This window comes from Desulfuromonadaceae bacterium (assembly GCA_019429445.1).
GTDB lineage: Bacteria > Desulfobacterota > Desulfuromonadia > Desulfuromonadales > JAHYIW01 > JAHYIW01.
In genome coordinates this window covers 1-21,588 of the sequence record JAHYIW010000038.1, presented here as the reverse complement: position 1 = coordinate 21,588, position 21,588 = coordinate 1, and the positions used below count along the sequence as shown (strand labels likewise).

At 54.9% G+C, this 21,588-nt stretch carries 17 protein-coding genes; 5 read left to right on the top strand and 12 right to left on the bottom strand.

Annotated elements, in window-relative coordinates:
- Window positions 1–1,551, top strand: a 1,551-nt coding sequence (locus tag K0A93_12625) for a VCBS repeat-containing protein (protein ID MBW6512935.1), incomplete at its 5' end; no start/stop codon positions are given.
- Window positions 1,552–1,560: 9 nt separating this feature from the next.
- Here K0A93_12625 and K0A93_12620 read toward each other — a convergent pair.
- Window positions 1,561–2,073 (bottom strand): GAF domain-containing protein, encoded by a 513-nt coding sequence (locus K0A93_12620; GenBank protein ID MBW6512934.1) that lies wholly within the window; start codon window positions 2,071–2,073, stop codon window positions 1,561–1,563.
- A 211-nt stretch (window positions 2,074–2,284) separates the two neighbouring features.
- Between K0A93_12620 and K0A93_12615 the strand changes: the two genes are divergently transcribed.
- Window positions 2,285–4,084 carry a M3 family oligoendopeptidase gene (locus K0A93_12615; protein ID MBW6512933.1) on the top strand — a complete coding sequence of 600 codons (1,800 nt, stop codon included), beginning with the start codon at window positions 2,285–2,287 and terminating at the stop codon, window positions 4,082–4,084.
- A gap of 18 nt (window positions 4,085–4,102) precedes the next feature.
- Here the strand turns inward: K0A93_12615 and K0A93_12610 are convergent, their stop codons facing one another.
- From K0A93_12610 to K0A93_12600, 3 genes are read right to left on the bottom strand one after another with little or no spacing between them, the layout of a single operon-like run.
- On the bottom strand, window positions 4,103–4,936 hold the full coding sequence (locus K0A93_12610) for a 1,4-dihydroxy-6-naphthoate synthase (protein ID MBW6512932.1): 834 nt from the start codon (window positions 4,934–4,936) through the stop codon (window positions 4,103–4,105).
- Window positions 4,937–4,941: 5 nt separating this feature from the next.
- Entirely contained in the window at window positions 4,942–5,688 is a 747-nt protein-coding gene (gene mqnB / locus K0A93_12605) for a futalosine hydrolase (GenBank protein MBW6512931.1), read from the bottom strand.
- Window positions 5,681–6,760 carry a hypothetical protein gene (locus K0A93_12600; GenBank protein MBW6512930.1) on the bottom strand — a complete coding sequence of 360 codons (1,080 nt, stop codon included), beginning with the start codon at window positions 6,758–6,760 and terminating at the stop codon, window positions 5,681–5,683. Before K0A93_12600 ends, mqnB begins: the two co-directional genes overlap by 8 nt.
- A 382-nt stretch (window positions 6,761–7,142) precedes the next feature.
- Here K0A93_12600 and K0A93_12595 point away from each other — a divergent pair, with 382 nt between their 5' ends.
- Both K0A93_12595 and K0A93_12590 read left to right on the top strand, forming a co-directional pair.
- A complete protein-coding gene (locus K0A93_12595) occupies window positions 7,143–8,867 on the top strand; it encodes an acetyl-CoA carboxylase carboxyltransferase subunit (GenBank protein MBW6512929.1) in 1,725 nt (574 codons plus the stop codon).
- A 61-nt stretch (window positions 8,868–8,928) separates the two neighbouring features.
- Window positions 8,929–11,829 (top strand): biotin carboxylase, encoded by a 2,901-nt coding sequence (locus K0A93_12590; GenBank protein ID MBW6512928.1) that lies wholly within the window; start codon window positions 8,929–8,931, stop codon window positions 11,827–11,829.
- Window positions 11,830–12,073: 244 nt separating this feature from the next.
- Here the strand turns inward: K0A93_12590 and K0A93_12585 are convergent, their stop codons facing one another.
- Window positions 12,074–12,292, bottom strand: coding sequence for a hypothetical protein (locus K0A93_12585; protein MBW6512927.1), 219 nt, complete (start codon window positions 12,290–12,292; stop codon window positions 12,074–12,076).
- A 313-nt stretch (window positions 12,293–12,605) separates the two neighbouring features.
- Between K0A93_12585 and K0A93_12580 the strand changes: the two genes are divergently transcribed.
- Window positions 12,606–13,496, top strand: a complete 891-nt coding sequence (locus K0A93_12580) for an MBL fold metallo-hydrolase (GenBank protein MBW6512926.1) — start codon at window positions 12,606–12,608, stop codon at window positions 13,494–13,496.
- A gap of 33 nt (window positions 13,497–13,529) precedes the next feature.
- Here K0A93_12580 and K0A93_12575 read toward each other — a convergent pair whose 3' ends face one another.
- The 7 genes from K0A93_12575 to K0A93_12545 all read right to left on the bottom strand — a co-directional run.
- Window positions 13,530–15,440: a DUF3488 and transglutaminase-like domain-containing protein gene (locus K0A93_12575; protein MBW6512925.1), complete on the bottom strand. Its 1,911-nt coding sequence runs from the start codon at window positions 15,438–15,440 to the stop codon at window positions 13,530–13,532.
- Window positions 15,415–16,251 (bottom strand): DUF58 domain-containing protein, encoded by an 837-nt coding sequence (locus K0A93_12570; protein ID MBW6512924.1) that lies wholly within the window; start codon window positions 16,249–16,251, stop codon window positions 15,415–15,417. The genes K0A93_12575 and K0A93_12570 overlap by 26 nt, the downstream gene beginning before the upstream one ends.
- A 38-nt stretch (window positions 16,252–16,289) precedes the next feature.
- A complete protein-coding gene (locus K0A93_12565; protein MBW6512923.1) occupies window positions 16,290–17,231 on the bottom strand; it encodes an AAA family ATPase in 942 nt (313 codons plus the stop codon).
- A gap of 205 nt (window positions 17,232–17,436) precedes the next feature.
- Window positions 17,437–18,048, bottom strand: a complete 612-nt coding sequence (locus K0A93_12560) for an outer membrane beta-barrel protein (GenBank protein MBW6512922.1) — start codon at window positions 18,046–18,048, stop codon at window positions 17,437–17,439.
- Between the two features lie 34 nt (window positions 18,049–18,082).
- A complete protein-coding gene (locus tag K0A93_12555; protein MBW6512921.1) occupies window positions 18,083–19,072 on the bottom strand; it encodes a PKD domain-containing protein in 990 nt (329 codons plus the stop codon).
- Between the two features lie 798 nt (window positions 19,073–19,870).
- A complete protein-coding gene (locus K0A93_12550; protein ID MBW6512920.1) occupies window positions 19,871–21,226 on the bottom strand; it encodes a tetrathionate reductase family octaheme c-type cytochrome in 1,356 nt (451 codons plus the stop codon).
- Window positions 21,227–21,369: 143 nt separating this feature from the next.
- On the bottom strand, window positions 21,370–21,588 hold a 219-nt coding region (locus K0A93_12545), incomplete at its 5' end, for a DUF3373 domain-containing protein (protein MBW6512919.1).

Genomic DNA, 21,588 nt, shown 5'->3' with positions numbered 1-21,588 from the left:
CCCCGGCAAGCCGTGGTGGTGATGCAGGTTGGCGACGAATACCTGATCGATAAAGATGCCACCGCCGGGGTGCGGGTGGGCGATCTGTTCAGCACTATTCGTCCGGGCAAAAGTGTCGTTCATCCGCTGACCGGCGAGATTCTTGGTTCCCTCGATGAATTGCTCGGTGTGGTGCGGGTGACGCGGATTAAACCAGGCTATGCCTACGTTCAGGCGGTGGGCACGCCCCACCCCTATGCGCCGGGCGATAATCTGCAGCGTTTTGCGCAGATTCCGGCAATGGTGACGGGGGGGACAGCGGAGGCGGTGCGGACTCTCCAGGCGGCGTTGCCACAGTTTGAATGGCTGGGGGAGACAGAGCAGAGCAGCCCACGCTTGCCGGCGGGATTGGCAAAGCCGCTGCTGGTTTTTGTCTTTGCAGGAGGGCAGTTGTCGGTCCGTGATGATCAGGGCACCCTGCGCGGAAGCTACCCGCTAGCGAAAGTTGCGGTATCAAGCGTGACCCCCGCGGTGCTGGCACCGGCAGCAGCGACCCTGCCGACTGGGTTGGTCCCGGTCGACACCGGCAGGTCGTTGTCAACTCAGGGGGTGGTGCACAGTCCGCCGCTGAAGGGGGCTCCGAACGGGGTGGCGGTGGCGGATTTTGATGGCGACAAACGTCAGGAAATCGCTGTCGGTTATCACGACAAGATCGTCATCATGCAACTTGCCGGGGGAGCATTCACGCCGCTTGGCGAAATTCCCGCGCCACGGCGGGTAAAAATATTGGCAGTTGATGCCATCGATCTCGATGGCGACGGTCAAGCCGAGCTCTATGTCACCGCCACGCGCGATGGCATCATGCATTCGTTACGGGTGGTTTATCGTGCCGGTACATATCAGATCGATATCACCGCCCTCCCGTGGATGTTCCGGGTGGTTACGACCGGTGGGCAGAAAAAACTGCTGGGGCAGCCATTGGGTGACACCACCAACCCTTTCAGTGAAAAGGTCGTCACTCTTAACGTCGCTTCCGCTGGGTTGATTGCGGGGAATGAAGACGCCGGGCTGGCAGCGGGAAGAAGTCTTTACGGCGCGCTGCCGATCCCCGGTGGCTCGCAGGTAACCGCCTTGCTGACGCCGAGCGATCAGCTCCGGGTACTCGACGCGGCCGGCGAGGTGGTGTGGGAAAGTGCTGCAAAGTATGGCGGCACCGAGCGCAATATTATTCGCGAGATGTTCATTGTCGGCGGTGTCGAATATCATCAAACCCCTCTGCAAGGGGATATGATGCAGTATGGCGATATGGTGCTGGTGCCGCAGAATGATGGTTCGAGAACGCTCAGTCACAGCCTGGAGTTTGAATCGAGTCGGGTGGTGGCGATGAGCTGGGATGGTTACGCCTTGCAGGAGAGCTGGTCAACCCAAAAAGAGGCGGGCTATCTGTCCGATTTTGAAGTCGCCGACGCCGATAACGACGGTCGCGATGAAATCGTCATGGCGGTGGTTTACAGTCGTGCCGGATTTTTCTCCGCGAGTCGCGCCGCGCTGCTGGTTTATGAGTTGCCCTGACGGAAAAACTTAAACGTATCTGGCAATCACTTTGGCCAGATCGGCCAGCAGGGCCAACTCATTTTTGCCGAAATCGGGCCCGGCGCTGGGGCCGTCGGCACCTTTGCGGGAGAGCTGGATAGCGCCGACCTTTTCACCGTCGCGAAGCAGCGGGATACTCATGATCTTTTGAATCCGCTGCGGCGCTTCGGGCTGGTCTTTGTCGATTTTGACGGTCTCAAAAATAGTCGCGTGGCTGAGGGAGCCGAAGGAATTATTAACGAAGGCCTTGCCGTCGCGGATGGTGCGTGCCACGAGCGCGGTGTTTGATGACAGCGGGAGGTTGCCGGTTACTTTCAGCTTCGGCGGCCAGAGGAAGCCGATCATTTGCAGCTTTGGATCGAGCGAAAAAATAGCCACCTCGTCTGCCCGGAGCTTAAAAAGCTGAGTTAATGCTTGCGCGGCCAGTTTCAAGCGGAGCTCCCCTGTGGCCAGAGCAGCCAGCTGAGTGTCGAGTTTTTGGCTGATTGCTTCCGCGCTCATGACGTCCTCCTGATCATATGCAATTATATTAAGAGGCAAAACCTTAGCACAGCTCTTCCGACAGGTCAAAGTAAAGTGTCGCCCAAGTGTCGCCCAAGTGTCGACCATAACGCTCTTCACGCTCTTCCTGGTAGATTGCCCGAAGTTTTGCAGATGATACATCCTTTGTCGGACTCATCCCCCGCAACATAGCCAGAAAATGGACCGGACCATGACGAACCACACTGACAATTCTGCCCGCTGGGATTTAACCGCACTGTATCGCAGCGACGCTGATCCCGCGATCGATCGCGACCTGGGCCGGGCGGCGCGGCGTGCGGAGTCGCTGCGTAAGGCGTATCGGTCGCGCATTGCCAGCGCACCGACAGCGGAGTTGATACGGCAGGCGCTTGCGGCGCAGCTGGAGGTGCAGCGACCGCTGCTCAAGGTTTACGGCTACGCTCAATTGCTCTTTAGCGCCGACGGCGCGCATGAAGGGCATAAACAGCTGCTGGCACGCGTGCGCGAAGCGTGGAGCGCGGTCAGTGAAAGCATCCTCTTTCTGGAACTGGAAATTGTCCACATCATTGATGAGACCTTTGCCGAACTGATGCTCTCCCCGCTGCTTACCGATTATCGGCACCATTTGACCCGCCTGCGGGCCGAGAAACCTTACACACTGGACGAGGCGGTTGAACAGGCGCTGAAACGCAAGGATTTGTCGGGCAAGGACGCCTTCTCGCAACTCTTTGATGAACTGACCGCGGCGCTGCGCTATACCTTTACCCTGCCCGGCGAAAAGGTTCCGCGGCAGGTCAGCGGTGAGGAGCTTTTGGCGCTCCTCTACCATCCAGATGCCGCGCTGCGGGAGGCGGCTTTTACCACCTATCTCGATGAGCATGCGCGACAGGGGCTGGTGCTGACCAGCTGTTTTAATAATATCCTGCTTGATCACGGGCGCGAAGCGGAACTGCGCAATTACCCCGAGTTGATGACTCCGACCCATTTGAGCAGCGAAACCGAGCCGGAGATGGTGACGCGAATGATGGCGGTGACCGAGGATAATTACGGTCTGGCGCAGGAGTACTTTCGTCTCAAAGCCGAACTGCTCGGGGTTGAACAACTGAAGAATACCGATCTTTATGCGCCGCTCGGAAGAGCCGCCCGCAAAGTTTCGTACGGCGAGGCACAGCAGCTGGTGCTCGCCGCGTATGGTGGATTCTCGCCGCGACTGGCAAAGCTCGCCGCCGGGTTTTTTGACGCAGGGCGGATTGATCCTTTCCCGCGTGATGGCAAGAGCGGCGGGGCTTTTTGTCTGGGGGTGTTACCGGAATATCCGCCGTATCTGCTGCTCAACCATACGGACAGTCTGCGCGATGTGACAACGCTGGCGCATGAGCTTGGGCATGGCGTGCATTTTGCCCTCTCTGGCCGGCAGAATCTCTATTATTATCATGCGCCGCTGCCGCTGGCTGAAACGGCGAGTGTCTTTGGTGAAATGCTCCTGACGCGCCATTTGCTCGACCAGGAGGACGATCCGGCGCTCAAGGTGGAGCTGTTGTGCGCCAAGCTGGAAGACATCATCGCCACCACCTTTCGACAGAACGTGCTGACCCGTTTTGAACTCGCGGCTCACCGCTTACGTGGTGAACGGCTGCTGGCGGCGGAAGATTTTTGCGATCTGTGGTGGCAGGAAAACCGCAAACTGTTTGGCGAGGCGGTGACGATGATCGAAGCGTATCGCTGGGGGTGGAGTTATATCAGCCATTTCATCCACGCCCGTTTCTACTGTTATTCGTACGTCTTTGGTGAACTGCTGACGTTGTCGTTGTATCGGCGTTATCAAAAGATGGGGGAGGCGTTCGTGCCCCTCTATGAAGAATTGCTGGCGTCGGGGGGGAGTCAGTCGCCGCAGCAATTGTTGCGACCGTTCGGGATCGATCTGGATGCCGCAGATTTCTGGCAGCAGGGGTATGACGTGGTCAGGGAGCTGTTGACAGAATTGCGCGGTGCGTTGGCGGAGCTGAATTAACGGCCTTCCGGCACCGTTTCACTCGGCGCACAAAGACCGCGTACAGCGCGGCACAATCCCTCGTTCCTCGGCCCGGCGGAATAACTCCGTCACCGCCACAATCCCGGTCGCCCCCAGATCAAAAGAAAAATCGTTCACGTAGAGCGCGATATGACTGTCGATCACTGCGTCTGACAGTTCCTGGGCGTGGCGCTTGATGTAGCTGCGGGGGGCATGAGGGTGGGCGTAGGCGTAACCGATGCTGGTGCGAATGGCGCGGTCAACCCGCTGAATCAGCGCGCCGCCGAGGGAGCGTTTGGCCAGAATAGCGCCGAGCGGCAACGGGAGCCCGGTGGTTTGCTCCCACCAGACGCCGAGATCCAGCGCGGCGACCAGGCCGTGCTCCTGGTAGGTAAAGCGCGATTCATGGATGATGACCCCGGCGTCAGCCTGACCGCTGGTGACGGCGGTGATGATGCGATCAAAAGGGAGGATCAACAGTTGATCAAACCCTTCGCCGTAAAGTTGCAGCAGCAGGTTGGCGGTGGTCAGTTGGCCGGGGATGGCGATCCGTTTGCCGCGCAGCTCGTCCATCGTCGTCGCACGGCGCGCGATGACCAGCGGGCCACAGCCACGGCCCAACGCTCCGCCACTGCGCAGCAGGCAGTATTCTTCACGCAGGTGGCCGAACGCGTGGTAGGAGATTTTGGTCAGGTCAAGGGTGCCTGCAATGGCCAGACGATTGAGCGTCTCGACATCCTCCAGCCGCTCGCGAACATAAAAATCCCCGCTATCGACCAGCCCGTGGGTGAGGGCGTGAAAGATGAACGTGTCGTTCGGGCAGGGAGAATAGCCGAGAGTCAGTTCGCGCATGGTGGTCATAGCAACGGTAACAGGTCAATGACCGCCTGCTGGGCGAGTCTCGCCGCGCCGCGCAGATCCCAGCGGGTCAGGTCACGATCCTCGGTCAGGTTGGAGATGCCGCGAATTTCGAGGAGCGGAATGGTGTAACGGGTACAGACGCTGGCGATGGCGGCGCCTTCCATGTTTTCACAGATGCCCCCGGTGCGTTGTGCAAGCTCTGCCCCCAGTGCCGCGCGACCGGAGCATGTCGACACCGTCACAAAGGGGCCGCTGACACAGCGGGCGCCGCACGCGGCGGCGGTCGCATCGAGGGTCGATTGCAGGTGCGCAACGCAGAGGGTGTTGACCGGAAACGTGTTGAAAAAGGTCTGGCTGATGGTTGTCAGCAACGGTAAATCGAGCGCCGCCATATCCTGAAAACCGGTCGGGGTTGACACCCCTTCATCGCCGAAAATCTCCGCTGTTGCGACAGCCAGATCGCCAACGCGCAGGCCGCTGTCGGGATAAGCGCCGCCGCAACCGCAGACGATGATGGCGCGAGGGGTGACCCGTGCAAGGAGCGCGGTGGCTGCACTGGCGGCGTTGGCCTTGCCGACACCGGTATGCAGCAAGAGGGTGTCGCCCCCCCCGCTGAAAGCAGCGAACGGGCTGAGCCCGTCGCTCGGAGTCAACCGCAGCAGCTCGCGCAGGCGCACGGTTTCCTGCGGCACCGCCGCGAGCAGAACGACAGGAGAGCGCCCCCGGACCTTGGCTTCAGCCACGAAACCAGCCCTTGCGGATCAGATCGCGGCGCAACGTAACCCCCTGATTGCGCACCATGCCGTGATACCAGAATTGTTCGCCGTCAACCGGAATATCGTCGGCCGGGTCGAGTCGTTTGCGGCAGTCGGTGAGGTTCTGGCGGAACATCTGGTCGGCCTCGTCGACAATTTCCTCGATTTTCGAACGCACCGCTTCCGGAACCCCTTCGACGACATACTGGATCAGGTCACGCAGCCGCAGACCGTAGCGGTATTCTTCCAGCCCCCCCTCGAACGCCGCTTCACATTCACTGACAAAATCGTTCCAGTCGAGGAGCAGGCCGCCGAAATCCTCTTCGGCAAAATGCTCGAAATCGGGATGATTGCGCAGGCGCAACTCGATTTCGTCCTGTTCGCGCTTGGAAAGGAAGAAAGACATCCCCTCTTCTACCTTATACATGTCCAGATCATCGGCAAGATCGATACAAAATTTCATGTAATCGAGTTCGGTGTCGCTGTACTCGACCAATTCATCGGGCAGATCGCGGCGCTTGTGGCAGAGGAGAGACAGATGGTCATGCCCCCAGTCGGTCGGGAAAGCCAGCTCGACATTGTGGGGAACCGCATGTTGCCGGAGCAGGTGGGTGACCCTGATATGATTGTCGATGAAGCAGGTCAAAACCTTTTCCTCGGAATAAAAAATCTCCATCCCGGCACGATTGTTTGCCAGTCCAAAACCCACAAAACCGTCGTGGAGGATGCGCGGCAAATAACCTTCCAGGGTGTCCATCAGTTCTGCTGTCGGCAGGTAAGGGGAGTAATAGACCTCCGGCTCGCATTGCTCGGCATCCTTGTCGGTTTGTTCCTCGCGATAGAATTCGAGCAGCAAAAAGGCTTCGTCCGGCAGTAGCGTCACGAGGTCACGCAGCAAAGGGATCATTCTGGCCGCACCAATCATGATGGTGAAGCGGTACGTATCGGTGGCATCTTCAAGCAAGCCGAAGGTGTATCCCTCACAAAAGGCAGGACGGCTGCGAAAGAGTTCGGAGCGCCAGGGGCGCAAGCCGAGGGGGAAGTCGAAATCTACAGTCATGATTCGGTACTTAATAACTCAACGTTGAGGGGAATGGCAAAGCGCCGGGAAATATGCATTGGACATAATAAGGATAGCGACCTGCAAAAGTCAACCAGTGTCATTTTGAGACTTTTTAACAATGTCGCTGAAAAAATTTACGCCGCTATTAGCACGGGGATTGTACGTGCAGGACACCGAATTCATTAATAAAATTGTACTTTATTGTGAGTAAATCTTTTTATCGTAAATAAATAATTTTGTTGACAATTAGCGCCATTTTAGCTATATCGGCGGAAATAAAACCATTTTCTATTTGTGAGTTCAAGTGCCTGGGGCACACGTCGGTTAACGGGGTGAACCGGAAAATCTCATTCGAATAATCAGCAAAAGGAAGAGAGACATGGCGAAAAAATCGATTGCACCAACGTTGAAAAATCCGTTCGATCCGCCCGAAAAGGTGGAGTTTACGATCCCCGGTGAGGTCGCTGGCGTCAGTGGTGGCTACGAAGAAGTTATGCGTGAAGGGTATGAGCTGATTCAACGCCCGGTCAAATCGGTGGCAGTCAGTTCGATCGAGAAACAACATTTCAAAAAGCGGATGACAGTTTGGGAGCGGATCAAGGTTCTGTCCCAGGATGAGCCGAATGTCCTTTATCAGAACTGGGGCAAAAACCTTGATGGTGCCTCGCTGATGACCGGCATCCTCACCATCAAAGGGCGTGACGTTGCGGTTTATGGCCATGATTTTACGGTGCGGGCCGGATCGATTGATGCCACCAACGGGAACAAACTGGCGCGCCTGTTTAATATGTGTGGTGAAAAAAAGATTCCGTTGATCGGCATGAACGACAGCGCCGGGGCATTTGTCCCTGCCGGGGTCGGTGGTCTTGATGGTTACGCCGAAGCATTTACTGCGCTGCGCAAGATCAGCGGCGTGGTGCCGTCAATCATGTGCATGTTCGGTTTTAATGCCGGTGGCGGGTCCTACTTGCCGCGTCAGGGCAGCTTTGTTATCCAGCCGAACGACACCTTCTTTGGGCTTACCGGACCGGGCGTCGTCAAGTCGGTCCTCGGTGAGGACGTGACTCCCGAGGAGCTTGGTGGTCCGAAGGTCCATGGCAACTCTGGAGTGGCCGACCTGACCGTGGCTGACGAAGTTGCCGCGCTGCGCACGGCGACGCGCCTGCTCAGCTACATCCCCGACAACAACAGCGTCATGGCGCCGTATCAGGAAACCAGTGACCCGCTTGATCGCAAGACCTGGGAGATCAATACGCTGCTGAAAAAAGCCTTCAACTCGCCAACCGGGTTCAATACCCCTTTTGACGTGTCGATAATTATTCAGCAGATCTGCGATCACGGAGACTATTTCGAGTTGCAACCGGAACGGGCTCGCGAGGTAGTGACCGCCTTCGGTCGCCTCGGCGGCAATGTTGTCGGCTTCTGCGCCAACAACTCGGCGGTTTCATCAGGGCAGATCGACTGCGATTCTGCCGTGAAGATTGCGCGGTTCATTCGTTTCTGCAATATTTACAACATCCCGGTCATCTTCATGGAAGATACCACCGGCTTCCTGCCAGGGCGCGAGCAGGAAGCGCGCGGCATCGTTCAGGCCGGCCGGTCGATGCTTGACTCGATCGTCGATCTGCGCACCCCGCGAATCCTGCTGATCCTGCGTAACGCCTACGGCGGGGCCTACGCCTCATACAATAACTACCCGACCGGGGCCGACCTGGTGCTGGCGCTGCCGACCACCCGTCTTGCGGTTATGGGCCCGGCCGGCAAGGAGTTCGTCTACAAGAATGAGCTGCGCAAGTTGCGCGGAGCGATTGCAGGGCGCATCAAGCAGGGCATGCTGGAGCGGATTAGTGCCGGGATGGATGGTGATGCAGCCAAGAAAGACGCTGAGAATGAAGCGGCTGAATGGCTTAAAGCCGAAGAAGCGCTGCTCAACACCCGTTATGAAAAAGAGTTGATGAACCCGAAAGAAGGGCTGGCGCTGGGCTCGATTTCCTCTATTGTCATGCCGACCGATCTGCGCAAAGTCCTCGGTGAAAACCTGAACTTCTTCCTGCGGCACTACACGCCGGGGCCGATGCAGTCTGTTCAGCGCGAGTTCCACTAGGGCGCTGGAGGGAGAGGTGACGATGAAAGCAAATCTAAGTTTTGACGTGGAGATAGAGCCAATGGCACAGACTACTGATTACTACCGAAACAATCCGTTGATTCATCGCGATCGCCGCCTGAGCCGATCTGCTTCCCCATGGGTCAGATCGTTCTCGTGTGAGGATCTCAAACCGTTGATCGTTTGTCGCGGCCCGATCCGCAAGGAGGCGATGGATGTTTACAGCGAAATGGGGATCACCCATTTCGGCATCCTGCTGTCTGAAAAAGACTCGATCGTTTACCCGAACGCCTTGTCGCCGGAGTTGCGGCAACTCACCGATTCGACACGCGTTCATCGCGTTCCCGATTATTCCGGTGCCAGCAAGGAAGAGCGGATCGAGCGCATCAACCAGATTATTCAAATCGCCAAGGATAACGGCTACGATTCGGTCTTTGCCGGTTACGGTTTCATGGCCGAAGATGACGAGTTTGTCGCCGCGATAGAGAATGCCGGTCTTAAATTTATCGGCCCGTGCGCGCACACCCAGGCAAGTGCCGGGAAGAAAGATGAAGCGAAGCGTACCGCTCTCAAGGTTAATGTTTCGGTCACGCCGGGAATCGATAACGTTACCGCGCGGACGCTGGTGGCGAAACATCCGAGCCGCGAGGCGTTGCTGGCAGTGGTCAAGGCTGAAGCGTTGGCGGTCGATAAGAAGATTCTTGCCAACAGCGAACTCTCGCTCGAAGATCTGGCCGACAAAATTCTTTTTGCTGCCTACGAAAAGGGGATTGATCTGTTCACGATCAAAGAACTTGGCAAGCAAACGGAACAAGAGATCGCGGCGATGTTCAAGGCGAACCCGAACGCCCGCATCCGCCTCAAGGCGATCGGCGGTGGTGGTGGCAAGGGACAACGCATTCTCGGTGCTTCACTGCTGACCAAGAAGAATGTCCGCGATGCTGATATTGCCAAAGCCGCAGCTGATGCACCGGGTCTGGTGCTGGAAATCCTTAACGAAGTCAAGGCGAACGGCGTTGGCGATAACAAGAATGTGTTGATCGAGCTCAACATCGAGCAAACGCGTCACAACGAAATTCAACTGCTTGGCAATGGCAAGTGGTGCGTTTCCCTGGGGGGGCGCGACTGCTCGTTGCAGATGCATGAGCAGAAGCTGCTCGAAATCTCCGTCACCCAGGAGGGGTTGGCGCTGGAGATTGAAAAAGCGAAAAAAGCTGGCAATAAAGTCGTTACCAAGGCGCTTGAAACCGATCTCAAGGTACTCAAGCGGATGGAAGAAGAAGCGGCGCGATTCGGCGCGGCGGTCGGTCTCGATTCGGCGTCAACCTTTGAGTGTATCGTTGACCGTGATCGTCACTACTTCATGGAAGTCAATACCCGAATTCAGGTTGAACACCGGGTTTCAGAGCTTTGTTACAGCCTCAAGTTCACCAATCCCAAGGATCAGAACGATTTCTTTATCGTTGAATCACTGGTCGAGGCCATGGCGCTGCTCGCCGAACACAAAGAGCGCCTGCCGAAGCCGGAGCGGATTGTCCGCTTTGCTGCCGCCGCCGAGGCGCGGCTCAACGCGACCGATAGCTCGCTGACACCGAGTGCCGGGGGGATGATCCGTTACTGGAGCAAACCGCTGGAAGGCGAAATTCGTGACGATCAGGGGATCTGTCTGCCGAACCCTGATACCGGGCTTTTCATGCGCTACAAGGTTGCTGGCGCTTACGATTCAAACATTGCCCTGCTGCTGACCGAAGGGGTTGATCGTCTCGACAGTTATCAGGCGCTGTCACGCGTTATCTGTAACACCAAGATTCGCGGTACCGATCTGGCGACTAACCTGGAATTTCACTACGGGCTGGTCAACTGGTTTATCGGGCGCAACGTCATGGCCAAGCCGACCACGCGTTTCGTCGTCCCCTACCTGACGTTGGTGGGAACACTGAAGGAAGAAGCGAGCAAGCTCGATCCGGTTTTCGCTTTCCTGGCGATGAAAAAGGCTTACGCCCAGCGGGTTGCTGAGCAGTACGCTGATGACGCCGCAACCCTGGCGGCGCAGAAAACCAATATCTCGGAACTCCTTGACCGTAAAGGAACGCTGATCACCCGTCCGATGGAACAATTGCTGGCCGATCCGCACCTTCTTTCCGGCTGGTTGAGTCTCAATCAGAAGAACTTCAAGGTTGCTGGCGGCAAAGCGACCTGGCTGCGTAACCCGATGGTTGTGCTCGACGAAACTTACGCTTATCTGAATATGGCTTATCGTCGGCACGAACCGGCCGCTGAAGTGATCTGGGATCACGACAAGGCATTGCTCGACAGCGCCTTGCGTTTCTATGCCGAGCTGCGGACAACGTTGAAGCTGGAAAAGGACGATTTCGCGAAGCTCAACGAGTTACTGGGGAAAGACAAGCCGCAGGGCGGTTATGATCAGGCGATGTGGACGCAGATTCAGTCTGCCCACGCTGGTTATCAAGCGGGAACCGAACTGCTTGCAATCATTTTCCTGATCGCCGACAACACCCGTTTCTGGGATCTGAAGGTGGAAGAAGATCTGGAGATCACCATTCCGGAGTATCTCGCCGACCCCGACCTGCAAGCGCGGATGAAAAAGATCCTGGTTCCGCCGCCGTCAACCAAGGCCGACGAGATTGTCACGCCGGGCGGGGGGATGTACTATGCTCAGGAAGCGCCGGGGATGCCGCCGTTCGTGACCGAAGGGATGCATTTCGAGAAGGGGCAGCCGTTGTTTATCATCGAGGTCATGAAGATGTTCAACAAGATCCCGGCACCGTTCTCCGGCACCATCGACAGGATTCTGATCGAAGGAAAGGAAGGGGTCATCGTGTCGAAAGGGCAGCCGCTCTTTAAGGTGACTCCGGACGAGAAGTTTGTCGAGGTTGATCCGAAGGCCATTGAGCGCGAGCGGCGCGAGACGACCAGCGCTTATCTGCAAGCGGTGCTCTAAACACAGGTGCCAGCAACCGATAAAAAGGCCCCGGACTCATCCTCCGGGGCTTTTTTGTCGATGGTGTGTGACGATGTCTCGCTAGTACCCTGTAACCCATAGGATTTCGAGGGATTGCGCAGGGCTTTGACGTGTCAGCAAGGCGCGATTTCTGTTGCCTGGCCGTAGCTAAACAGCTGAAATCGGAACGTAGCTGACGCGGCAAAGAACAAGCAAGATGCGAAAGATTATGGGTTACAGGGTACTATGCGCCGGCGTAGTTGTAGTCGTCTGCTTCGACGCACTCGGTTTGAGCTTGTAAAAACGAAGCCACTTGCGCATCGTTGACAATCTCGACCGTACCGTGATTGACCGACCAGGTCGTTCCGCAAAGATCGCAGACAATGATCGATTCATCAAAGCCGTTGACGTGCATGTTCATCTCAATATGTTGTTTACGGGTTTTGCAAACAGGGCACTGCATAAATAGACTCCTTCGACGTGTGATGATTGAAATTATCATCAATGTTTTGTCTTAAATATAGGCACAAAATTTCTTTTTGCAAGCGAAAAGTTCAAAAAAGTCCTTATAAAACAGCATGTTACATATTTTTTGTTTTGTCTGCCAAAGTGTTTTTTGATATCCACCCGGTTGACATCCCACCCCGGTCTGAATAAAATCGCCTAGACGGCTGATTTTAATGAGTTTTTTTGCAAACAACCAGTATTTTGAAAAATATCGGCAGCGCGCTTTCAATCTCTTTGCATAATTAATTTATTTCACGGTTAAAACGCATATGGATCGACAACAACTGCATTCTATCGATCTTGACCAGCCGGATCTGCCCGGATTTCGTCAGTTCATCAGCTCGTGGGTGTATCACACCCCACTTGGGACCGTGTTGATTGACCCCGGACCGAGTTCATCGATTCCCTGTCTGGTACGGGAACTGAAACGGATCGGGGTCGAGCGGCTCGACTATATCTTGCTGACGCACATCCATATCGATCATGCCGGTGGCACCGGCACTTTGCTGCAGACCTTCCCCGCCGCGCAAGTGATCTGTCACCCGGACGGTGTTGCACACCTGGTGGCACCGGAGAAACTTTGGCAGGGATCACTCAAGGTCCTTGGCAAAACTGCCGAAATTTACGGCGAGATTCTGCCGGTGCCCGCGCAGCAGACCGGTTTTTGTGAAACGATCGGCCCACTCGGGGTACGGGCCTACAAAACCCCCGGTCATGCATCGCACCATCTGTGTTATCTGCTTGATGATCTGCTCTTTGCCGGGGAGGTTGCCGGAGTGCGCTGCGAGCTTGCCGGGCAAATTTACATGCGGCCGGCAACCCCGCCGCGCTTTTTGCTGCCGGTTGCTTTAGCCTCCCTTGACAGGATGATTGCCTTGCAGCCGCAAACGATGGTTTTTGCTCATTATGGTCGGGTCGATGATGCCCTGACCCATCTGCGGATCGCACGGGCGCAGCTGCTGTTATGGGTGGAGGGGGTGAAGGCGCTTGCTGCGCTGCCGGAAGCAACACGGGAAGAGGCGTTCTTTTACTGGTTGCAGGAGCGTGATGCGCATTATCGCCTGATTGATCAATTACCCGAGGATATTCGTGAGCGCGAGAGGATGTTCTTGAGCAATACCCTGCAAGGGATGGCGGCGTATGTAAAGTGTCACCCCTGACGCGTGGCACAGGTCTCGCCGTGCCCCTTAGTGTTAATTCTGCGCTGACTTGAGCTGCGCAATAATCTCCCGCAACGCCTCACGTTCCTCCCTCGTCAACAGTCGATCGCGATAAAACGCCCCGCCATAGATGTCAGCGAAGCGCTGGCAGCGCGGATCATTGACCGCTTCAGCCAGCTCTGTCAGGCCGCAACGGGGAGGCAGCACGGCAGCAGGGTAACGGCGAGCTACGCTGCGCAGATAGGCGCGCAGCAGCGGATGAGCACGGTGACGCGTACCTCGCCAGTAGCCGCTGACGACGATCATACCCAGCCCGCCGAGCACCATCAGCACGGTTGCGGTGGCCGGTTTTTTGAGCTGCGGGCGCAGGGCGCGCAGGTTGCGACCGGTGGCCAAGAGCAAGGTCATCTGCCGGTCGAAGTCGTAAACAATAACCGCGCGTTGCCAGAAATAATCGGCGGCATCGGCAAGTCGTTGCGCCAGAGATTGCCCGCTTCCGCGCTCGGCAAGGAGCTCCGTGGTGGCGTTGACAGCCAGCGTGCTCGGGTCAAAACGGCGCCAGCCTTCCCCGCTCAGGAGCACTTCTACCCAGACGTGTGCCTGATCCTCGCTGACCAGATAGTACCCGCCGAGGTCATTATAATTCCCTCCATAGTAGCCGCCGACCAGTCGGGCCGGGATATCGATCAAGCGTGCCAGAAGGGCGAAAGACGAGGCAAAAAATTCACAATACCCGGTTTTGCGCTCAAATAAAAATTCAGCGACGGGGTCGGGGCCGCGCGGCAGGTCGCGGTGGGAATATGAAAACTTTGCCGTGCGAAAATAGTTCACCAGCGCGGCAAACCGTTGATCATCTGTTGCCCCGGCGGCACGCAGTTGTTGCGCCAGATTGACAATGCGTGGTGAAATATTTTCCGGTACCTGGAGCCAGCGATCTGCTCGCACTGGCGCCTTAAGGGTTGCCCCGATGTGCGAGACGATTTCATAGAAAAAGCGTTTACGCGGTGTCCGGTGCAGCGTCAGTACCCCTTCCGCATCGCGCGCGGCCCTGATACCGCTGATTTGCCCCGGCACATCGAGAGCAAAAAGGTAACGGCGGTCATTCAGCTCGGGGTAAACCGTTACCGCAACGGCACGCCCTCCTCTGATATCTGGCGTGGTGCCGGGGACTTCCGGCAAGCGTTTCCAGTTGTTCCCCTCCAGTTGACTGAGAACAATGCCGCGCCAGTAGAGATCTTCCTTCGGCAGCTCCATAGTTTTGGCGCGGAAAACCGGAGTTCTGGTTTCCGCCAGATTCGAAACCGTGCCGGGGCGCACCTCTTCACTGAACCCGACCTTGCTGGTGCCGCCAGGATTGAGAAAGTTCCACAGCGGATATTGGGTGCGCGGCAGGATGACAAAGAAGGCGAGCATCAACAGCAGTGCAATCCCCGGCATCAGCAACGCGACAGTGATGATCTTGCGAAATTCAGCAGCGCTTAAGCGCATCTTTTCATCGGCCTCGACATAGGTCAAAAGTACCAGTGAGACGGCGATGGCGAAGACCATCAGGATCAGGTAGCTGAGGAAGCTGGCATCAAGTTTCAAGAGCGCCGAGGCGGCCAGACTGAAGAGCGCCAGGGTATAGTTTTGCAACAGGTGCCGACCGCTCTTGGCACCAAGTAGCCGAATCGCGATCAGCAGGGCGAGGATGTTGATCACCGGATCAATCAGATTAACAAAGCTGACCTGCCAGCCATAAAAGATGAAAAAAATGAGCGAAGCAAGCGTTGCCCCCCGGTCGGGGATCACGGTGCGCTGCTGTCGATCGGCGCTGATACCGCCGAGCAGCGCCAGGGGCAGAGCGATCTGGGCTGGCAGCGCGAGCGCGGCGTAGACCGGGGCAACGCCGAGCAGGCAGATGACGTAGTGGAGCCAGTTAAGCGGGGTGCGAAGGTTGACCATAGAGCGCAAGTTCAGTAAGGAGTTGATGTTTATGGGGCAGACCGGCTTGCGCCGGGATGGTGACGTGCGGAAGTTTGAGACCGACAGGACGCCCGTTGCGCTGGCTGCGGTCGATGAGGAACACCGCCTGACGCAGTTGCTCTTCAATCGTCCGGCCCGGAAGTTTAAGCAGATCAATCAGCAACGGTTCCCGCTGGGTGGCGGACAGTTCCCGCACTTTGAGACTGCCGTGTTTGGCGCTGAGGCGCCAGTGAATCAGTTTGACCGGTTCGCCGCCGCGATAATCGTTGATCTGGCGCAGTTCTCCGGTGCTGCCGCGATTGGCGGTGGAAATGCCTTCGCGCTGGCGTGATCGGCCATGTTCCTGATCTGCTACGCAGGGGAGTGGAGCGGGGAAAACCAGCAGTTGACGATCCACGATGATGGTGCGTGCGCGGACAAAGAAATTGACCGGAAAGGGGGAGCTGACGGTGACTGCCGGAGCGGCGTGGTAGCCGCGACCGTCAAGACACAAGCGGACGGTGGCGTGGGTGTCGCGTTGCCGTGACAGATAGGGGACCACGGTCTGGTTTTTGCCGACGCTGAGGCAAAGCAGAAAACCGGGGAGAAAACGGCGTTGATTGCGAAGCCTGATCGTCAGCAGGGTGGTGACCCCGGCATAAATCTCGTCTGGGGGAAGAATCGTGACCTGCAACCGGTCGAGATTGCCTTTGCCCAGCACACCGGTGATCGACATGAAGCCGAGCAGGGCTGAGACGATCAGGTAGATCAGGTTGTTGCCGGTATTGACGGCGGCGAAACCGAGAAGCAAGGTGATGGCGATATAAAATCCGCCCGCCTTGGTCAGCTTCAGGCCAAAGGAACCGGTAGGGCGGCGACGATCGATTGCAGCACCTCTCTTTTGCCGAGGGTTTCATGTTCGGCGCGCGGAATCAACCGGTGGGCACCGACCGGGATAATCATCTCGCGCACATCTTCGGGGATGACATAAGCGCGGCCGCGCAGGTAGGCGGCAGCACGGGCGGCGTCGGCGATGGCGATCCCGCCGCGGGTCGAGATGCCGGAGAGGAGCATCTCATGGTCGCGGGTGGCGACAATCAGAGTGTGAATGTAATCGAGCACCCGGTCGCCAAGCTGGATTTCCTCGCGGATGAAACGGCGCGCGGTGAGAATGTCGTCAAGGGTCAGCAACGAGTGCATGGCGCGGATTTCCTCACGGATACTCCCCGCGCGGATAATCTCTTTTTCGATCGCCGGCGGAGGATAACCGACGCCGGTAGTGATCAGAAAACGATCCATCTGCGATTCAGGCAACGGATAGGTGCCGACCTGTTCGAGCGGATTCTGGGTGGCGATCACCAGAAAAGGATCGGGCAGATTGTGGGTCGTCCCCTCAATCGTCACCCGGCGTTCCTCCATCGCTTCGAGCAGGGCACTCTGGGTTTTTGGCGTGGCGCGATTGATTTCGTCGACCAGCAGCAGATTGTTGAAGATCGGGCCGGGCATGAATTTGAATGCATTCTTTTCCCGGTCAAAGATCGACAGCCCGGTGATATCGGACGGCAGCAGATCGCTGGTACATTGCACCCGCCCGAAACTGAGGCCGAGAGCGCCCGAAAGGGCCAACGCCAAAGTGGTTTTGCCCAGTCCGGGGATATCTTCGAGCAGCAGATGCCCCCCCGCCAGCAGTGCAGTCATCGCCAGGCGCAGCGCTTCAATCTTCCCTTGCAGAAAATCGGCAACAAGGATGTCGATCGTTTTGGTAATCAGTGTGTGGCGGGGCAGACTCATGAAATGTCCTTCCGGGAGGATTGCTGTCAACACGCGTGTAGGATTATATTATTGCAGGTTTAGGAGAAAAGACGCAAGAGAGGTGAGATTTATTTTGTGCCGGTTTCGAATCTGAAGTGAAGGGCGGGCGGAACGCCCAAAAAAAGATTATTCGAATTTTGCAACCTTGCAATCTTAAAAGCCCCAAGTATTTGCACATCTACGATTAAAAATTGTATCGCAAACCTACCAATATATTATGCGACAAATACTTACTTTCTATCGTCGTACCAGCGCTACTGAATCGAGGATCACTTGTACCAAAAAATCTATACTGAAGATCAATAATAATTGTTTTTGTAACTTCGTACCCTTCCCCCAACATGATCTGATAGGCGATCAAATTCGCATTATCACTCCCCGTTGCACTGTCAATTTTAATGTTCGCAAAACCCAGCCCTACCCCAATATATGAAAAAAAACGATCAGCTGAAGGAATGTCATAAAAGCTATTACCCATTACAGTAAAAAGTGAACAATCCCCCTCAGTTTTAATTTCACGAGACCCGAATTTTCTATTGTAGGTGACATTTGAGGTACGATAGCCAATTTCAACCTCAACACGGCCCTCTTCCAAGGGACCACCGATTGCGAACACTAACCCAATGCTTGGTTCATAACTAAATTCGCCAATCTCTGCGCCATCGGATACGACAGTAGAGTCTTTGATCAATCCAGCGTTCAAACCACTAGAGACATACATCTCTGCAAATGAAACGGAAGAGCCAATAAAAATATTCACCAATAAACAAATCAGAAGAAATACATATTTATTCATATGCCCACCATCTAGAAATAATTTGATTTATAAGTCATAAAAACAAATATTTAACAATAAAAGTCTCTCCAGTGTCAGGGCGATTTAGATAGTACCTAAACTCAAAGCCATTGTCTGATACAGAAGTATTCAGAGTAAAACGAACTCCAATATTTTCATTTGGATCTAATTGATTCCCGCCCAATAAACTAGCATCTTCAGTACCACCAACGATAGATACACCACTAAAAAGCTCAGCCCTTGTACATACAAATGGTATATTAGAAATGTTAGTTATTGAAAGACTAAAAGAAGATCCAGCCCCATATGCATTATTGGTCTTGGAAGTACTCGACGAAACACTTTTAGAAAACAATCCTGAGTAATCAGAAGTACAAGTTACAGCCATATTGTTAACCTGGCTGTCAACCGTCCCGTCATTAACGATCAGATTTAGAACGTAGCTACCATCCAAGTCAGCAACAAACGTGGGTGTTGGCGCGGTGCTATCAGATAATGACGCGATGCTTCCGGGCGGAATTGACACGAATGTCCATTGGTAGCTCAGCAAATCTCCATCTGCATCTGAGCTGCCGCTGCCATACAGCGAAACAGTGCTATTGGTTACCACATTTTGATCAGCACCGGCATTCGCGACGGGAGTTGCATTTAAGCTTGAAGATATTACCACGATCATATCAGCAGGGCTGGACTCAATACCGTCATTTACTGTCAAAAGCAGGACATACGAACCATCAAGGTCAGCAGTAAAAGAGGGATTTGCCGATATTGGACTTGAAAGTGATGAAGAACTACCAGAAGGTCTGGACATGAATTCCCACAGAAAGGTTACGAGATCGCCATCGGCGTCTGTTGCCCCACCATTCAGAGTCACAACAGAGCCAGTCTCAACGCTTAAATTTGCACCGGCATTCGCAATTGGGGCGACGTTGGTGATTTCTTCATTAAAAACGTCACCCTCCCCACCACATCCCGTCAAAATTGCAAAGAGAACACAAACACCCAAAAGCATAAAATTCTTCATAAAATCCCCCTATCAAGAAACAATGACAAAGTGTGGGACACTCTCAATAACCACAATCCTGATCCCCCAACCTTTCGCTACTCACTTGCATTCATTAGGAATGTGGGACGCTGGAAAGTTGTGTAAGTTATTCATCATCCGCCAACCCAGCTCGGCTCTTACCCGCTCAATCATCAGGCCGACAGTTACGAAAAGGCAGCCGGGCCGTTGCTTGTTCCCTAATTGCCTCACTGAAACCCTGTCATTATTACCGCAAGTCCACAGTCGGTTACTCAAAACTAAAAACCGTTCAACCCAACTTATCTGAGGGTTAAACGGCTTATAAATTTCTTGAATATTTTCAGCATCTGCCCACTCCATCCCTGAACGGTTAATAGAACTGCATTTGTCCGGGCAGTAGACCACAGCCGGATATTGCGTTCAAGCACAATGTTTCAGCAGGTAAGTTCTGAAGACCATGTCTGTATCTGGATTGTGTATGCAAACAGGACGCACGGGGCGGGCAGGAGTTGCTCTCCCGCCCGCCCCGACAGCTTATACATCTTCCGGTTTTTTGTTTTCAGCCTCCTCCACGGGAGGCTTGCAGGTATCCGACATTCAGGTCTGCACCCCCATGCGTGGCAAAATCCAGCGGTTCAGGATAAACCAGGCTGCGACAATGCCCAGTAAAATCAGTAAATCTGTCATCAGCTCTTCTCCTTTTTTCAGATTGTTTTAGTACGCAAGGAATCCCCCGCCATTACGGGTCTAAGCTTTTGACTTTGCGAGTGCGTTGCAGCCCCTGTGAGGGGCGGATACTTACTGCGACCGTGACCACTTTGCATTCGTCATCGGATCCCCTTTGTAACCGAAGGCCTGCCAGTCGAGACGACCGTTGTCCCCGTGGCAGTCAAGACAACCTAATGCCTTTTCCTTAGGTGACACCATATGATTAATCCGCCACCACATTTCGGTTTCAGCAAAGGCATATTCTCCACTAAATGGCATGCCACTGGCCTGGCTCCCCAAAGTAGCGGATTTTTTCCAGTCGAACTCCGTCCAGTAGCCACCTTTTCCGACCAGTTTTGCCGTAACCAGCGTCAGGTTTTTGGCATCGTAAATCTGCTTGCCACGCATCACTTTAAACGGAAAGATTTTTGATTTTCTGTCATCACGACTGCCAAGGGGATAGGTCAGCCTGAGAATCTCCTGTGGATTAAACTTGTCGCCACGGTTGTATGCGGAGGCACTGCCGTTATACCAGCGATATTCGGGGGAGATGTTTGTGGCATATTGCATCTCGCCTTTTTTCTTCACATAGGTGTGATGGCCAAAATCGTCTTTTTCATCATATTCACGATCCTCACCGGCTTTCGACCAGTCCCACCAGACCTTGGTTGGTTTTTCCCTGGCGAATTCAGGGATGTGACAAGTTTGACAAGCAACCGTGTCCAGGTGAGCATTCAAACGACTTTGCGCATGAACCGCACCGGCGTGACACGTAGCACAATCGACAGGTGTCTTTCCGCCGGGTGACACGCCAAGCGAGTTTCCGGTGATCACATGGTTCCTGGTCACGTGACAAGCGATGCAGGCCAGATCCTCACCATCGACATTCATATGCACATCAATGCTTTTTTCGGGATACGCCATCGAGGAATCAAGATCGCCGTGTTTGACCGCATCTCCCCCGCCGCCGAAGAAATGGCACTGCCCGCAATTGTCACGATTTGGCGCGCCGACGTTACGTGCAATAAACAGCAGATCAACGTTTTCCGCCGGGTAGCCGGCAGTTCCCGTTCCCTTGGAGTAGTTCCCGGTGGTGTCATGGCACACCAGGCAATCGATATTTTCGGGGTTGCCGAAATCGAAGGTGTTCGAATCTTCCATACCGTAACCGGCATGGCACTTTCCGCAAAATTTCTCGTTACCGGAAACCGCTGTACAGTAATTGTTGATGGCATTCTTCTTCCCGCGCGCTACTTTTTTTCCGTCAACAACCTGCTCCAGGCTCCACTGCCAATGAGACGTTTTCATGAAGTCCTTGCCGGCCTCTTCGTGACAGCGTAAGCACTGTCGTGTTATGTCCTGTGGTTCATTAATCGGGCCGTTAATACGGTCTTTATGCCCGGCCCAAGCTGTCCCTGCAAGCAGAAAAGAGGCCAGCAGCAGCATAGTGACCTTTTCAATTATCTTCATTATCGCACTCCATTCGTTATGCGGGCAATACTTTCAATTTTTAAATATCTGTATTTTCGTATCTGGATATTTTTATAACAGGCAGCGGAGAGTGATTCCTCTCCACTGCCTGCTGAGGGTTAAAATTTAACGGTCAGCGCCAGGTTTGCATCCCACGCGGTGTCCACAACCGGCAGCATGTTGAATGCTGTCCCGGCAAGGACATCATCAATTTTTTGTGGCGCACCAACCGGCGAACCACTGCCGGTATACGCGTAGTCATAGAACAGCCCGCCAAGTTTGATCGACATACGCGGATTGACATCAAAAATATAATACGCTTCGTAAACTTCGCCCCG